An 18,838-nucleotide genomic window follows, 5' to 3' on the forward strand; every position below is an offset into this window, starting at 1 on the left:
CCGCATCCGGCGGGACGCCGGATGCCGCCTGCGGGGCGCGGGCACTCCCCGCAGTTTTTTCCTGCTGCCATTCGCAATCGCACCCGGGCCTATGCCTGATGTCGTTGGCCAGCCATCCATGCGGGGAATAAGCCTGCATGCTGCGGATCCGTAGATTCATCGATTTCCATTTTCTTCAATGTAGTGTAAATTTCTTGTGAGCTTCATAAAAACAATCTCTCTCCGCGATGCGCCGCTCTTTGGCGCACGGGACTTTGGTCCCGGTTTTGACGGAGTTTTGGAGATGAGGGCCGATAAGATGATGGGGCATTTGCGGCGCCCGGATATGGCAGGGGCTCTTGGTAATTGCGTGACTGATGTTACGCGGCATGTAGGGCCTGACACAAGGTCAGGCCCTACATGCCGCGCGCTGCGTAATATCAGTTACGTAACTTCTTGTATAAAGTTAGCCCCCGACGGGCGGGCGTGATTGCGCGTGTGTATGCGCGTGGCTGCGGTTTAATGCCGGTGCGCCGCCCGCGCCTCCCGCAGGTCCCAATTTCCAACCTCCAACCTCTGTTTTTCCGGCTCCTGTCTATTTTCGATGGCAGCCCGGGGTTTTTTTGGCCGCAGAGCGCCAGCACGCAGTTCGGCGGGGGCGTTTGTCTCACGCGGAGAGCGTGGCGGCGCGGAGGTTTTTTTGTCTCACACAAAGGCGCGAAGGCACAAAGAAGGAGAGGGATATTTCCCATTCCTTTGTGCCTTCGCGCCTTTGTGTGAGGATGTTTTCTCTTTCATGGCTCGCGCGCTCTGTGACCTGGTTTGGCCTCCTTGCCGTGAAAAACAGCCATTCAAAATGTCGACGAACCTCTTTTCCTCACACACCATGAACTCTCAAACATTCCCCCGCTTTCTCGCCTTCCCCGCTTTGCTGCTTGCGCACGCGCTGCTTCCGCTTCTCGCCCCCGCCCAATCCTCCACCTTTACCGGCGCCAATAACGCCAACTGGTCCGCCCCGGCTTCGTGGGGCAACGGCGTGCCCGACTCGCCGGGGGCCGAGGCCGTCTTCGACAACAACGTCACCACCACCAACCGCACCGTCAACGTCGATGGCCGCTTCATCGTTGACCTCCTCACCTTCGGCGGCACCAGCGCCACCGCGCGAACCTTCGCGCTCAACTCCGGCACGCTCCGCCTTGAGAACACCCTCGGCGACCCCGACAGCACCGCCACCATCCTGTTTCGCGGGCGCAACAACGTCTCCATCTCCTCCGTCCTCGATCTCGGCGCCAACCTCGACATCATCGCCCACCGCTACGACGAGGCGCCCGGCCTCTACGGCTCGCTTCTCCTCTCCGGCGACATCCTCGGCAACGGGCGCGCCATCACCGTCTACGCCAGCCTCGACCCGGCCCTCATCACGCTCAGTGGCAACATCACCGGCGCCGGCACGCGTTTCCAAAAAGTCGGTTCCGGCACCCTCGCCATCAACAACACCGCCGGCGGCGACAGCACCTTCTCCGGCGGCCTCGAAATCCTGGACGGCAGCGTCATCGTCGGCCTGTCACTCGGCGCCAACCGCGGCGCCGTCCTCGGCGGCCTCTCCGCCGGCAACAACATCCTTGGCGCGGGCGGCGTCCATGTGGCCAACCCGGGCTCCTCCCTCACCATCAACTCCGGCACCACCGGCAATTTTGTCGCCCTCGAAGGCGCGCTCCTCGACCTCGATACCGGCGGCGGCATGTTTCTCAACGAGACCGCCGCCGCCGACCAGTTCCGCCTGGCGCTAAACTCCGGCACCCTCGGCGGCGGCTCCAACGCCGCCAGCCGCGGCGTCCTCACCCTCTCCGGCGTCGATTTTGCCTATAACGAAAACGCCGCCGGCGGCTCCGCCTTCACCGGCGCGCCCACGCTCATCTTCGACACCTCGCGCAACACCGGCACGATGACCGTCACGCTCAACAACACCGCCATGCTCTCCGGCCTCGGCCTCGTCCGCAAGACCGGCACCAACGCCCTCACCTTCACCGCCGGCGACACCGGCACGTTCCGCTCGACGGACTTCGTCATCGAGTCCGGCCTCGGCCCCGTTTTGTTTAACCAGACCGCGCTCGACCTCACCGGCGGCGGCCTCATCTTCACCGGCGCCGACTCGCCCCTCGTCAGTTGGTTCTCCCCCACCAGCGTCGCCGATTTCGGGCGCGCCGACCAGCTCTCCGCCGCCACCGCGCTCACGCTCACCGACGCCGCCATCGCCAACATCCTCACCCACGGCTTCTCCCAGTCCTTCTCCTCCGTCACCCTCGGCGCCGGCGCGCGCCTCGGCGTGTGGCTCGACGCCGCCACGCCTTCCACGCTCCACCTCGACGCCCTGGCAGCCGGCGCGCCCGTGCCCGCGTCCCCCGGCTCGCAGGGCGCGGATTATTTTTCCATCTTCAACTGGGCCGGCAATCCCGCCTCCCACCTCGCCACGGGGCTCATCGCCTCCAGCGGCCATGCCGTCACCGCCGGCGCCTCCGTCGATTTGGACCGCATCTGGTTCCGCGGCTACGCGCCCGGCGCCGTCCTCGACACGGTGACCGGCCGCCTCGCCCCGAGCGGCTTCCTCGTCACCACCGCCACAAGGGGCGGCTACTATTTCGACTTTGCCAACTGGTCGGTGGATATCCCCAACGGCGCCGGCAGCACCCTCATCGCCGTCACCGACGCATACTTGGATCTGCAAAGCCAACCCGTCACCATCGGCCATTTGCGGATGGACGCCGGCCGACAACTCTCCCTCCGCGACTGGGTCTACGATGCTTACTACGGCGACATCCCCGCCGGTCGCGTCGTGTTCGACAGCGGTGTCCCGGGCACGGGTTCCTTTGGCAAGGCCCCCTCCGTTGTCGCCGGTTCCGGCACGGGCTACATCGCCATCAGCACTGCCACCACCACGCTCACCAACGACCTCGATGTGAGCGCCGGCCTGTATATTGTCGGCACCCTGCAAGGCGCCGGCAACATTGCCGTGAACAGCAATGGCAACCTCTATTTCGATGGTCTCAGCCCGCTTTTCACCGGCAATATCGACGTCCACGCCAGCGGCACCCTCTGGCTCCACAACTATCACGGCTACTCCTTCCCCGACGGGGAGATCCGCAGGGAGCACTCCATCACCGGCACGGTCTCCATCCACGACGGCGGCTGGCTCGCGGGCGATTCCGGGCTTTCAAACTCGTCATACCGGACCTCGGTTATCACCAGTCGTGTCATCATCGACGGCGACATCGGCATGAGCGACATCCTTGTCGATTACGCCGGCGACATCGCCCTCACCGCCGACCGCGTCATCTCCGTGGGCACGCGCTACCCTTATCTTCTCGACGACAGCCGCGCATGGACGGGCTTCGGCGCGAACACCAGGCTCATCGGCGCCGCCAGCCTCACGCTCAACATGGCAGGCAACACCCCCTTCGTTTTTGCCGGCGGCTCTAATTCCTTCAGCGGCGGCTACACCCAGAGGGTCGCCTCCGGCGGCGACATCATCACGCACCTCCTGCTGCACAGCGACCTCGTCACCGGCGCGCTCGCCCCGGGCAACAACTACATCGGCACGGGCAGCATCAACCTGCCCTTCTATTCGGGCTACAACGGCAACAACACCCTGCAAATCGACGCACAGGGCGCCCACAACGTCTCGCTTCAGGGCCTGATAAACCTGGAGGGAAGCCAAGTCTATATAGCACCCGCCTCCTATCCCATCTTTCAGGGCCGGATAGACGTGCGCGACGCCGGCCCGTCCGTGACCATGAGCGGCACCATGCTCGGCAACCGCTACGGCAGTTTCCACGTGAGCAGCACCAACCCGGCGCTCGCTTTCAACATGTCCGGCCTCATGTCCGGAACCAGCATATACGGCGACGCCGGCCTCGACACCGTTGAGATTTCCAACGCCTCCGGCACGCTCACCGCCAGCGTCAGCGGCACCGTGCAAAACACCAGTAGCATAACCTTCTCCTCCCTCGACACCCGCGTCTCCATCAGCGGCTCCGTGAACGGCGTCAACCTCAACGCCACCGGCGTCTCCCTCTTCGACGTGACCGGCGCCCTCGCGATCGCCACCAACAGCTACGGCGCCCTCAACATCAACACCGGCACCCACGCCTCCTCCCTCGTCCGCTTCGGCGGCGACCAGTTGATTTCCAACCTCATCGTCGCCGGCGCCGGCCCCGGCGCCACCAACTCCGTCCTCATCGACGGCAACCTGGCAATCGCTGATAGTTGGGGGGGCAACGGAAGGGCCTCTTTCTCTAATCAGACCGTCACCGTCAGCGGCTCCGTCCAGTCCTACGGAGCTGACATTACCTTTACCAACAGCCCGTTCACCCTCACGGATTCCGCGATCTGGGCCATCGGCTATGACCCCCTCTACCCCGGCCAAGCCTATCTCACCAGCGACTCCGACCTGACCCTCAACGCCCCGTTCACGATGGGCTACATGAACATCACCACCAACCCCGCCCGCGGCGCGACCATGCGCATCACCTCCACCATGGCCGGCGGCATCGTCAATGTCTACGACCTCGCCCATGCCGGCAGCGGCATCGCGCTGCTCGACACGCCGGCCTCGGTCTCCTCCGTTCAGGTCCGCGGTGGCGGCAACCTCATCCTCGGCGGCGACAACTATATCCGCCCGCGCGAGCCTGGCGTGATCCCGGAGCTGATGCTCACCGGCGGCGGCGTCCTGCAAACCACGGGCGGCTCGGCGGGCAGCCCCTACTCCAACACGTTCAGCTACCTCGTCGTGCCGGGCGCCGGCGGCGTCTTCATGGAGGACCACTCCGCGCTTTGGTTCACCGGCTCCTACATCGGCACCTCCACCGCCTCCCTGCTCAACCTCGCCAACAGCACCGGGCGCTGGTCCACCTCGGCGCTCCCCGCCTACGCCGACACCTACCTCTATTTCAGCAACACCGGCGGCTTCACCCCCATCGTGCTCAGCGAGAGGATCTCCTTCACCGGCTATGCCGCCGGCGCGGAGCTGGTGCAGGTCAGCGTCAGCGGCACCAACTGGTGGTTCCTCGCCCCCACGGGCGAGCCGGTCATCGAGTGGGGCGGCGCGCGGTCCACCGGCACCGACACCGACCGCCTCTGGCGCTCCGGCTCGAACTGGATCGGCAACCCCCAGCCCGTGGACGGCTCCGTCACCGGCGCGGGCATCTCCATCGCCGTCCGCGACATCGACGGCCTCCTCGACGGCAACCTCATCGTCGTGAACCAGGACGCCGTCATCGGCAAAATGTATCTCGAAAGCTCCGGCGGCCAGACCTTCGCCATCACCGGCACGGACGGCCATTTCCTCACCTTCGACAGCGGCACCGCCGGCGTCGCCTCCCGCCTCGTCAACCGCTCCGTGCACAGCGCCACCATCGCCGCCGACCTGCGCCTCGACAGCGACCTGGAGCTCGTCAACAACACCGCCGGCGCCACCGCCAACTCGCTCGTCCTCGCCGGCCGCGTCACCGGCGCCGGCGCGCTGGTGTTTTCCACCACCCTCGGGTCGCTCACCCTCGGCAGCGTCGAGGCCGGCGGCACCAGCACCAGCGATTTCACCGGCGGCTTCCGGCTGACCGGCACCGCCTCCACCTTCGCCAGCGCCACCCACGCCGCCAGCCCGCGGCTTTACCTCACCGGCTCCGGCGGCAGTATTTTCGGCTCCGGCAGCCTCGCGGGCGCGGGCACCGACGCCTCGCTCAACCTCCAGTCCCTCCTCCTCGGCGACGGCACCGCCGATCGCTGGCTGCGCATCGACACCACCTCCACCGCCGTGAGCTTCGACTCCACCCTCCGCCTCGCCGGCAACCTCGTCGTCCCCGTCGGCACGCTCTGGCTCTCCAGCGACGCCCCCAGCCTCATCACCGCCGGCACCTGGGCGCTCGCCGGCAACATCTGGCTCGACACCCCCTTGCAGGGCGCGGGCGGCGCGCTGCTGTTGCAGGGCGGCGACTACCGCTTCGGGCGCGCCGGCACCTTCGACGGCGGCGTGACCGCGCCCGGCTCCGGCATCTCCATCCACCTCGGCCACGACGCGGCCCTTGGCACCGGCACCGTCACGCTGGGCGGCACCACCGCCTTTTACACTGGCTGGACACCCGCGGCCACCGACGACCGCGTCATCGCCAACCCGTTCGCGTTCAACCCGGGCGCGGCCGCCACGTTTTCCGGCGGCACGCTCACCCTGGGGTATAGCGGGACGACTTTTTTGCCCGGCCTCCTGACGCTGCACGCCGGCGCCGCGCAAGCGGTGGTCATCCCGGAGCGCAATATCCTCGCCGGCTCCGGCTCCCTGACGCTGACCAACAGTCTCACCGGCAGCGGCACCGCCACCGGTGACTCCAACTTCTACCTGCTGGGCGCCAGCGAACGCACGGGCAACACGACGCTCACGGGGAATGGCGGGCGGCACAACTATGTGCGGGTGGACAACGAGCAGGCGTTCGGCAGCGGCACCGTGATATTTTCCTCGAACGGGTCCGGCGGCGGATACCCCACTCTTTACCCGCTCGGCTCGACCCCCTTCACCCTCACGAACCCCGTTGCTTTTGGCAACTGGGCCGAGCTGGACGCCAGCAGCGTGGGTTTGCTGACCTTGGATTCCGCCGGCACCGACGTTTACAGGCCCATCCTGGCCATCATTGGCGGCACCGTGGCCTTCGGCCCCGATTTTACGATCACCGGCGGCAGCCTTGACAAGCGGGGCGCCGGCATGCTCGTCCTGAACGATGGCCGCAGCACCTTCAGCGGCGGCTTTTCCATGCGCCAAGGCTGGACGCGGGTCAACGCCGCGGCAGACCCCCGCAACCCGACGGGCGGCATCACCATCGGCGCCGCCGCCGCCGGCGAAAACTACCTCGGCACCGGCGGCCTGTCCATAAGACCCGACTACGGGATCGATGCCACACTGGAGCTGATCACCACCTCGACCGGCCAGGTGAATTTCCTCTTCGGCGCCAATGTCTCCGTCGATGGCCGCGGCAGGATTAACATCACCGACACCGCCGGCATGGTCTCCGGCACAGGAATCAGGACTTTGTATAACCCAAGCACCGCCTCGATATCCACCCACTTCTATAACTTCTACACCGCCGGCGATTTTGTCATGGAAAAAGGCCTCCTCTACATCGGCGGCAGCATCGGCGGTGATTTCACCATGCACAGCGGCAGTTATTATTCGGCCGCCACCTACGGCGGCAATATCACCGCCTTCAACTCCAGCACCATCTACCTCGGCGTCGCGCGCCTCCACGGCGACCTCGCCATGAACGACGGCTCGGTGCAGATTTACGGTGGGAATATTGGCGGCGACATGTCGATGCGCGACGGTCGCGCCATACTTGGCGGCGTGACCATCAGCGGCGGCAACGGCTTCACCATGCGCGACGGCACCGTTGACATCAGCGGCTTCACCAACATCAGCGGCACCGGCGGCATCTCCATGCGCAGCGGCACCGCGTCCCTCACCAGCAGCGGCAGCACCGCCGGCGGCTACACCCAGCAATCCGGCGTCCTCAACTGGACCAACGGCAACCCCATCGTGCCCAGCGTCACCCTCGGCTCCGGCACCCTCAACCTCGGCACCGCCCGCACCATGACCAGAGTCGGCAACCTCAACCTCGGCGATGTCACGACCAACCTCGACAACGCCGGCAACTACATCTTCAGCGCCGGCACGCTCAACCTCCTCGGCACCGGCACGCTCGCCTTCGTCTCCGCCACCACCGGCAACTCCATCCTCCAATTCAACAACATCGGCCAGATGACCGGCTCGCTCGACGTCCTGAACTGGCGCGGCGACTACCGCCTCGGCGGCGGCGCCACGCGCATCCAGTTCACCCAAAACATCGGCCAGACCGCGCTCGATTACGCGCAGCTCGGGCGCATCTCCTTCTACACCAACCTCAACAACGGCGTCGAATACGCGCCGGGCGCGCGCATCGTGTATAACAGCGGCAACTACTACGAGCTGGTCCCCGTCGGCCTGAGCGCCACCTGGAAAGGCGGCACCGTCGGCAACCTGTGGAGCAACGCCGGCAACTGGTCCGGCAACCTCGTGCCCCAGGGCGACGGCTCCTTCGCCATCTTCGCCTCGCCCCTCAATCTCCAGGGCGGCGGCCCCCTCGTCGTGAATGTCGACGCCGTCGGCCTCGTCCTGGGCGGCCTCGTTTTCAGGAACGACGAGGGCATTTCCTACCGCCTCGGCGGCAACCCCATCACCCTCGCCGTGCCCGACCCCGACGGCGCCGCCACCCTCCGCCTCCAAAACAACAACTCCGTTAATATTGATATCAGCGACCTCTATCTCAGAAACACCGTCCTCGCCGACATGGACGGCTCCGGCACCCTCACCATCTCCACCAAGATCTCAGAAGAAAGCCCCGGCGCCGGCAAGGGCCTCATCAAGAGCGGCAGCGGCTGGCTGGAGCTTGGCAGCGCGAACAACACCTTCTCCGGCGGCGTCACCTTGCTGGAGGGCGTGCTCGCGGCCTCCGTCTCCAACGTCGGCGCCGCCAGCGGCCCGTTTGGCACCGGCGCCGTGACCGTCGCCGGCACCCTCGCCCCGACCCTCGCCTTCACCGGGCCGGGCGTCCAGCAAATCGACAACGCCGTCATCCTCGACACCGCCATGTCCGGCACGCCCGCCGCCTTGGCGCTCAAGCTCCTCGTCGTCGCCGGCAACGAATCCACCCTCGGCGTCCCCGTCACCGAGACCGGCGGCGCCGCCGGCTCCGTCGAAAAAACCGGCGCGGGCCGGCTCGCCCTCACCGGCGTCCAGCAATACACCGGCACCACCACCGTCACCGCCGGCACCCTCGCCCTCACCGCAAACAACGCCCTCGCCGCCGGCGCCGCCGTCACCGTCAACGCCACCCTCGTCGCCACCGGCACCCAGGCCCTGCGCAACCTCGGCGGCACCGCCGCCGGCGCGGTCATCCGCGATGCCTCCCGCCTGGTGCTTGATTCCAGCGGGGTCACCAGCTTCGCCGGCGCCATCACCGGCGCCGCGGATGTCGAGAAAACCGGCGCGTCCACGCTGGCCCTCGCCGGCGCCAATCAATACACCGGCACCACCCTCGTCACCGCCGGCACCCTCGCCCTCACCGGCACGAACGCCATCGCCACCAGCGCCGCCGTCACCGTCAACGCCAGCCTGCTCTCCGCCGTTGACCAGACCATCCAAAACCTCGCCGGCACCGGCACCCTCACCCAAACCGCCGCCACACTGACAGCGGACAACACCGCCGACACCACCTTCGCGGGCCTCCTCACCGGCGCGGGCAATTTCGCCAAAACCGGCCCCGCCACCCTCACGCTCACCGGCTCGCAAGCCCACACCGGCACCACCACCGTCACCGCCGGCACCCTCGCGCTCCTCGCAAACAACGCCCTCGCCAGCAGCGCCGCCATCACCGTCAACGCCACCCTCGCCGCCACCGGCACCCAGACCCTGAACAACCTGGGCGGCGCCGCCGCCGGCGCTGTCATTCTTGATGCCTCCCGCCTGATTCTTGCCTCCAGCGAAGCCACCAGCTTCGCCGGCGCGATCACAGGCACGGCCGCTGTTGAAAAAACCGGCCCCGCCGCCCTCACGTTCTCCGGCTCGCAGCGTTACACCGGCGCCACCACGGTCACCGGCGGCACGCTCAGCCTCCTCGCCGCCAACGCCATCGCCAGCAGCACGTCGGTCGTGGTGGACGGCGTGCTGACCGCCGCCGCCTCCCAGACCCTGCGCAACCTCGCCAGCACCGCCGCCACCGGCACGGTTCTCCTCGGGCCCTCGTCGGGTCACATCGTTTTGTTGTCGGAACAAGCCACCACCTACGCCGGCGCCATCGCCGCCGCCACGGGCACGCTGCAAAAAACCGGCGACGCCACGCTCACCCTCACCGGCACGACCAACAGCGCCGCCGGCCTCATCGAAGCCGGCGCCGTCGCCCTCCCTGGTGGAAGCGGCGTCCCCGCCGCTTTCTGGGGCATGACCGGCAACCTCACCGTCGCCGGCACCGGCGCCGCCGCGCTCGCCATCACCGGCAGCAGCATCGTCACCAACACCATCGGCTACATCGGCAACGCCGTCGGCTCCAGCGGCACCGTCAGCGTCGGCGACACCGCCCTCTGGCAAAACGCTGGAAACCTTAATGTCGGCAATTCCGGCGCCGGTTTCCTTTCCATCGCCAATGGCGGCGCCGTCACCAGCCTCGCCGGCAACATCGGGCGTCTGGCCAACTCCAGCGGCACCGTCAGCGTCTCCGGCTCCGCCCTCTGGAATAACACCGGCGCCCTCTACGTCGGCGATTCCGGCGCCGGTTTCCTCACCCTCGCCGGCAGCGGCACCGTCACCAACGCCAACGGCTACATCGGCTACAACTACAACTCCTCCGGCTCCGTCAGCGTGTCCGGCTCCGCCGTGTGGCAAAACAACGGCGGCCTCAATGTCGGCGAATACGGCGCCGGCTTCCTTTCCATCGACGGCGGCGGTTTCGTCTCCAGCTACTATGGCAACATCGGACGTTCCGGCAGCAACGCCAGCGGCATCGTCTCCGTCTCCGGCTCCGCCTTCTGGCAAAACAACAACGCCCTCTCCGTCGGCATCTACGCCGGCGCCACCGCCGTCCTCTCCATCGCCGGCAGCGGCTCGGTCTTCAGCTACGACGGCTACATCGGCTACCTCGCCGGCTCCTCCGGCTCCGTCTCCCTCTCCGGCTCCGCCCGCTGGCAAAACCCCGGCAACCTCTATGCCGGCTACGACGCCAGCGGCACGGCCGCCCTCTCCCTCTCCGACGACGCCCGTGTCATCGTCGGCGGCCGATACGCGCAAAACGCCCTCTCCACCCTCGCGCTCGATGTCTCCAATCGCACGGTGACCGATGCCTTCATCACCGCCGGCAGCGGCACCCTCGGCGGCGCGCTGGCGGTGGCCAATTTCACCGGCACGTTCTCCGACGCGGTGCTCAGCGGCACGAAATTTTCCGACATGAACCTGACGGGCGTGACCGGCACGCTCATCCACGCCACCGGCGGCACGCTCGCCGGCGATTTCGCGAGCGTGACCGGCGCCGGCTCCAGCCCGGTGGACTACCTTTTCCAAGGCGCCCGCAAGAGCGCCGACGGCTTCGACTACGTGCTCGCCGCCGATCTCTCCTGGCGCGCCGGCGGCACGCACGCGCACGGCACCTTCACCATCGTCGGCGGCACGAGCTTCGAGCTCGACGCCTCCCTCGGCGACACCGCCGCCAACCTTGCCAAAAACAACTGGGCCGGCGACACGCTCACCAAGGCCGGCGCGGGCCTGCTCATCCTCAGCGCGAGCAACGCCCACACCGGCGCCACGCTGGTGACCGCCGGGACGCTGCGCGCGACGCACCTCGGCGCGCTCGGCCAGTCCCTTGCGTCCATTGAGTCCCTTGCGTCCCTTGAACTCTCCGGTCTCACCGGCACGCTCACGAACACCCTCGCCGGCTCCGGCACCCTGCGCGTCGTGAACAATTCCGCCATCGACTATCGCGGCGCGGCCACGACCTGGGACGGCGTCACGCTCGTGGACGGCGGTTTCCTCCGCGTGAACTCCGCGTTCGGCAACCCCGCCGCCGCCTCGCTCCTCGTCACCGCCGGCGGCACCCTCGGCGGCACCGGCACCGTCGGCGGCGACGTCACCCTCGCCGGCGGCGGGCACCTCGCGCCGGGCAACAGCCCCGGCATGTTGACCATCGCCGGCACCCTCTCGCTCAATAACGCCGTCCTCACCTTCGACCTCGGCGCCATCACCTCCTCCACCGCCTTCTCGCACCTTTACCCGACCGGCACAAACGACTTGCTCCACGTCACCGGCGACGTCCTCCTCTCCGGCACCAGCACGCTCCACCTCATCACCACCGCCTCGCTCGCCAAGGGCGAATACGACCTCGTCAACTACGACGGCGTCCTCGTCGGCGGCGCCGCCAACCTCGCCCTCGGCACTCTCGACAGCGGGTCCATGCCGGGCGATTTCTACATCAGCACCGCCGAAAACCACTGGATAAAACTCGTCAACGGCCCCGGCGGCTTCACTTATTGGGACGGCGGCGACAACACGCGCTGGAACAACGGCGGTATCGACGGCGGCTCCGGCACTTGGTTCGCCGCGGGCGCCAGCCCGGCCTACTCCGCGTGGACCGGCTCCACCGGCGCCGCCAACGCCGGGTGGTCCGACGCCGGTTTCGCCATCTTCCGCGGCGTCTCCGGCACCGTGACGGTTGACAGCACGACCGGCACCGTCGCCTTCTCCGGCGCGCAGTTCCTCACCGACGGCTACCTGATCACCGGCGGCACGCTGACGACCGGCGGCACCGACGCCAGCATCCTCCTCAACATCACCGGTGCCATCAGCGCCACCATCGCCACCCCGGTCACCGGCACGCACGGCCTCGAAAAAGCCGGCGCGGGCGCGCTCCGGCTCGCCGGCGCGAACACTTACACCGGCACGACGACCGTGCAGGAAGGCGCGCTGGTCATCACGCACACCGCCGCGCTCGGCACGGGAGCCGCCGTGATCAACACCGGCGCGACCCTGCAAGTGGCGACCGGCGGCATCGTGTTCTCCAACACCCTCGGCGGCGCGGGCCTCCTGCATGTCGCGCTCGCCACCCCGGCCTCGACCTTCGCGTTTGACAGCACCGCGATGGGCTCGTCCTTCAGCGGCACGGCGCTCTTCAACGCCAGCGCGTTTAACCTGGACAACAACGCGCTCGCCGCCGCCGCCGTCGTCCTCGGCACGGCCAACACGACGAACGTGGCGAGCGGCACGCACCGGCTCGGCAGCGGCAACCCCGGCGGCCTGGTCATCGACGGCGCGAACGTGGTCTTCAGCTACGCCGCCGGCGCGCAGGCGGGCGGCATCATCCTCACCGACACGCTCGACGGCGCCAGCGGCACCATCACCATCACAAACACCAACGCGGCCAGCGGCACGACCGGCCTTTTCGCCGACAAAACCCTGCTCCAGCAGGACGAGGCCACGGGCGTGCGCCTCATCAGGGCGTTCACCAACACCGGCACAAACCTGACTCTCGCCGGCGGCGGCACGACGACCGCCGCCATCCGCGACGGCTCCGCCGTGACAACGGCGACGGCGGCCTACGCGCAGGCGCTCGACTACACCGACGGCCTGTCGGTCAACTACACGCTGACCCAGCTCGACCTCCTCGCCGGCCAGACGACGACGCTCGCCAGCGACACCACGGTCCCCGCCGGCGGCGACGAGCTGCACGCTCTCATCAGCGGCTCCGGCAATCTCGCTATCAACGCGACCGGAGCGATCACGCTCAACAACGCCGCGAACAGCTACACCGGCACGACGCTCGTGAACACCGGCACGCTCATCAGCGGCACAAACAACGCGCTCGGCGTCACCTCGCACCTCGCGGTCGCGACCGCCGCGGCCTACGACCTCGCCGGCCGCACGCAATCAATCGGCTCCGGCAGCATCGACGGCGCGCTCCGCGGCAGCGGTTCGCTCGGCCTCGACGGCCGCGTTGACATCACATCGACCAACGCCGCGTTCACCGCGAACGCCGGCGTGACCGGAACAACGACGCTCCACAACACGCAGGCCCTCGGCAACAGCGGCACCGCCGAAGTGACCGGCATCCTGCGCCTCGACGGCGCGACCGGCGCGCTGGCGAAACAAATCGCCGGCACCGGCACCGTCGCGCTCGTCAACACCAGCAGCGTGGCCCTCGCCGCCGCGAACGGCAACTTCAGCGGCGAGTGGAACATCGCCGCCGGCAACGCGCTCAGCGCGAGCTCGACCGCGAACCTCTCCGACGCCGACATCCTCCTCGACGGCCTGCTCACGGTCGCGAACACGTCCGCCGAAACCCTCGGCAACGCGCTCACCGGCAGCGGCACGTTCAACAAGGACGCCGCCGGCAACCTGACCATCAGCCAGTCGAATGCCTACACCGGGAGCGCCGGCATCCGTGCCGGCACCCTGACGCTCGCGAACCTCGGCGGCCTCGGCGCCGCGACCATCGCGAACAGCTCCACGTTCGACCTCGCCGGCACCGGCGCCTTCCACAACGCCGTCAGCGGCACGGGCGTGACCGTCGCCAGTGGCGGCGTGAGCCTGCGCGGGGCGAACACGGGCTTCACCGGCACGCTCGCCGTGACCGGCACGGCGGACATCATCGACAACGACGCCCTCGGCGGCGCGACGGCGAAGGTGGTCATCGCCGCTAGCGGCGAACTGGCCACGACCGCGACCAACTTTGTCCACACGCTCACCGGCGGCGGCGTTCTGGCGGTGAATGCGTCCGCGAACGGCGGTGTCTTCGACTTCGAGATCGCCAGCGGCACGGCCTTCGCCGGGACGGTCAAGCTCGACGCGACGACCCTGCACCTCGGCACCAGCGCCGCGCACGACCACAACGCCCTCGCGCTGGCCAACGCCAAGCTGCGCGTGCTCGCCGGCTCGACCCTCGCCACCAACGCCGAAACCCGCCGCCTCGGCGCGCTCGACCTGGACGCCGGCGTGACGCTCATCGACATGACCGCCGTCCTCCCGGCGCAAGTCCTGCAAACCGGCACGCTCTCGGTGGACGGCGCCGCGCGCGTCGCCTTCCGCGGCTACACCGGCAGCGGCACGGTCAACAGCGGGACGAACCCCGTGAACTTCCTCGACCAGGATTCGCTCACCGCAAACGCGACGCTCCTCATCGGCACGGACTACCTCGCGACGCCCAACGTGCAAGTCGGCATTTACGCCGAGGACGGCGTGACCGCGATCAGCGGCAGCGGCCGGCAAATCGACTACGGCAACGTCCTCGCGACCTACGCCTACACCGGCGTGACCGGCACCGCCATCGCCTACACCGGCATCGCGAGCAGCACCGTGGGCCTCTTCTACGATTACGCGCTGACCGAGCTCTACATAAAGAGCGGCTCGACGCTCACGCTCGACAACACGGCCTCCGCGGACAACACGCTCGCCGCCCTCGTCACCGGCCCCGGCAGCCTCGAACTCATCGCCGGCGCGGGAGGCGGCGGCGCGATCACGCTCTCGCACTCGAACAGTTACACCGGCACGACGATCGCGCGAAGCGGCACGACGATCCTCGGCGCGACCGACGCGCTCGGCCAGACGAGCCACCTGATCGTGACCAACAGCGCCGCGCTCGACCTCAACGGAAACACCCAGTCAATCGGCTCCGGCAGCATCGCCGGCGCGCTCCGCGGCAGCGGCTCGCTCGGCCTCGGCGGCACCGTTGACATCACGAGCACCAACGCGGCCTTCACCGCGAACGCCGGCGTGACCGGCACGGCCATCCTGCACCACACGCAGGCGCTCGGCGACGCGGGCACGCTCGACGTGACCGGCCTCGTCACGCTCGACGACGCCACCGGCGCGCTCGCCAAAACCGTCGCCGGCACCGGCACCGTTTCGCTCGTCAGCACCTCCAGCGTCGCCCTCACCGCCGCGAACACGCTCTCCGGCGAGTGGAACATCGCCGCCGGCAACGCGCTCAGCGCGAGCTCGACCGCGAACCTCTCCGACGCCGACATCCTCCTCGACGGCCTGCTCACGGTCGCGAACACTGCCGACGAAACCCTCGGCAACGCCCTCACCGGCAGCGGCACGTTCATCAAGGACGCCGCCGGCAACCTCACCATCTCGCAGTCGAACGCCTTCACTGGGAGCGCCGGCATCCTTGCCGGCACCCTGGCCCTCGCGAACAACCTCGACGGCCTCGGCACCGCAACAATCGCGAACAGCTCCACGCTCGCGCTCAGCGGCACCGGCGCCTTCGCCAACACCATCAGCGGCACGGGCGTGAACCTCGTGAGCGGCAGCGTCGCCCTCGCCGGGACGAACACCGCTTTCACCGGCACGCTCGCCGTCACCGGCACCGCGACAATCACCACCAACGACAACATCGGCGGCGCGACGGCCTCCGTGAACATCGCTTCCGCCGGCAAACTCGCGACGACCGCGACGACCTTCGTCCATGCCCTCACCGGCAACGGCGTGCTCGCCGCGAACACCGGCGCGACCTTCGAGCTCGACGGCAACGTCGGCGCGGCGTTCACCGGCACGGTGACGCTCGACAGCACGACGCTGCACCTCGGCGCCGCGCAAAACGACGCGGTGCTCGCGAACGCGACCCTCCAGCTCAACCCCGCCGGCGAACTTTACACGCACTCCGGCACGAACAAGCTCGCGGGCCTCACGCTCAACGGCGGCGCGCTCTGGATCCCGATGAACGGCGTCGATCCCGTCGAGGTCTTGAACACCGGCGCGCTCTCCATCACCGACCTCTCCAGCACGGTGGTTTTCGAGAACTACACCAGCGGCACCGTCGCCCCTGCCGACGTGAACAAAAACTTCCTCGACCAGGACATTTTGGGCGAAAACGCCACGCTCCTCGTCGCCGCCGACACGCTCATCGAAAACGCGCCCGTCCAAATCGACATCAAAAAAACCGACGGCACCGCGCTCTCAAACGGCCAGATCATCGACTACGGCAACGTCCTTGCCCGCTATGATTACGCGGCCATGACCGCCAGCGCGACGACCTCCGGCGCGCCCGCCGCCGGCCTCTATTACGATTACGTCCTCCGCGAGCTGAACGTCAAAACCGGCACGACCCTCGCGCTCGACACCACCGGCGCGACCGACAACACGCTCGCCGCCGCGATCACCGGCGACGGCAGCGTCACCTACGCGACCGGCTCGACGCTCGTCCTGGCCAGCGCGGGCAACACCTACACCGGCACCAGCACGATCCTGACCGGCACCGTCGTCGCCGGCGCGGACCACGCGCTCGGCTACACCGCCCGCCTCGACATTGCCGCCGCCGGCGCGTTCGACCTGGGCGCGCACACGCAAACCATCGCGAACGGCGGCACGATTGCCGGCCACCTCGCCGGCGCCGCCCCCGGCGCGCTCACCCTCGACGCCGGCACGCTGACCATCACCAGCGCGAACACGGCCTACACCGCCGACACCCTCATCAACCCCGCCGCGACCGCGCGCATCACCGGCGTTGACGCGCTCGGCGCCTCCGCCATCACGCTCGACGGCACGCTGACCGTGGACGTGGCCGCGCCCGCCTCCGGCGAGTTGAAAAACACCCTCGCCGGCACCGGCCTCTTCCAAAAAATCAACACCGGCACGGTGACGCTCGGCCAGTCGAGCGCCGGCTTCACCGGCACGGGCACGGTCGCCTCGGGCCGCGTGATCGCGACGCGCATCGACGCCCTCGGCACCGCCGCGATCGGCGTCGCCGCCGGCGCCGCCCTTGAGCACCTCAACGTCACCGGCACGCTGCAAAACGCGCTCGCCGGCGCGGGCACACACCTCGTCACCGGCGGCACCCTGCTCCTGCGCGACCCCGCCGCCATCGCCTACGACATTGAAAACACCACGCTCAACGCGAACGCCGCGCTCGTCCTCGGCAGCACCGGCCACAACTTCGGCACGCTGAACATGAACGGAGGCGCGCTCGCCTTCGCGACGCCCACCGGCACCGCGACCATTAAAAACCTCGGCAACAGCACCGGCCATATCTACATGAACGCCGACCTGACCGCCGCCGGCACCGGCGTGAACGCCATCGGCGTGTTTGCAAATTACCTCGCAATCACCGGCAGCAGCGCGGGCGCGCACACCGTCCACGTCGAGACCAACGGCACCGAGCCCTCCATTGTGAACCTCGCGGTGCCGCTCATCGGAACCGGCACGGCCGGCTCGCTGACCGTGTTTAACCTCGACGGAGGCCGCATCGAGACCGCGCTCACGACCCTCGAACTGCTCCCCGGCGACGGCAGCGCCTACATCCCGAATCCGAACACGTGGTATCTGACCGACGCCGGCCTCTCACACACCGCCGACGCGATCCTCAGCACCGCCAGCTCCCTCGCGCTCGACTGGGCCGCCGCGCTCGACAGCCTCCACCTGCGCCTCGGCGACATCCGCGCCGAGCTCCTGTCTTCAACTTCAACTTCCAACTTAAACTCCGTTTCAGGAGCCTCCGGCTCCGGAAACGTCTGGGTGCGCTCGCGCGGCTACCGCCTCAACGCCGCGAACGCGCTCTCCGGCATGGCCTTTGAGCAATACGGCTGGGGCGTGACCGGCGGCCTCGACAAAGCCTTTGAAACCCCCGCCGGCGCGAACCTCCTTGGCGGCTTCATCGACATGGCCGGGGTTGACCGCAAGTTTGACAACTCCGGCAACGGCAAGACGCACAGCGCCGGCATCGGTGCCTACGCGACGCTCCTGCGAACCGACGGCTGGTTCCTCGACGCGATCGCGCGCCTCGACCGTTACAGCAACGAGTTTGAGGCCCGCGCCGCCAACGGCCGCCTGACCCGCGGCAAATACAACACAAAAGGCGCGAGCCTGTCGGTCGAGCTTGGCCGCCGCCTCGGGCGCACCGACGGCTGGTGGCTGGAACCCTCCGCGCAAGTCGCGACCCTCTGGCTCTCCGGCGTAAATTACGCCACGCAGCCCAACGCCATCCAGCGCGCGATTCCCGTGCGCGTGGACGACTCGCGGACCTACCAATACCGCGCGCAACTGCGCTTCGGCAAACAACTCCGCGACAGCAAGTGGCATCCCTACGGCAAGTTTGCCGCCGTGGCGGTCGATTCCTCCGGCGGCGAAATCAAGGCCCACGGCAAATCCTTCCAAGCCGACTACGACGGCAAGCGCGTCGAGTTTGGCGTGGGCACCAGCTACCGCATCAACAACCTCAGCCAGGCCTACCTCGACTACGAATACGCCAAGGCCGCCAATTACGAGCGCCCCTGGTCGCTGAACCTCGGCTACCGCAGACTCTGGTAA

The 18,838-nt window shown here is 68.1% G+C and carries 1 protein-coding gene; it reads left to right on the forward strand.

Going from position 1 to position 18,838, the window contains the following annotated elements:
* Nucleotides 1-865 precede the first annotated feature (865 nt).
* The gene (locus tag OH491_RS23745; RefSeq protein WP_334319014.1) at nucleotides 866-18,838 is read left to right on the forward strand and encodes an autotransporter-associated beta strand repeat-containing protein; all 17,973 of its coding nucleotides are present in this window, start codon (nucleotides 866-868) and stop codon (nucleotides 18,836-18,838) included.

The organism is Termitidicoccus mucosus (assembly GCF_038725785.1).
In the GTDB taxonomy this organism is placed as follows: Bacteria; Verrucomicrobiota; Verrucomicrobiia; order Opitutales; family Opitutaceae; genus Termitidicoccus; species Termitidicoccus mucosus.

Excerpts from the sequence above, each read along its gene's own strand:
- OH491_RS23745 (WP_334319014.1), top strand. The coding sequence starts at position 866 with ATGAACTCTCAAACATTCCCCCGCTTTCTCGCCTTCCCCGCTTTGCTG.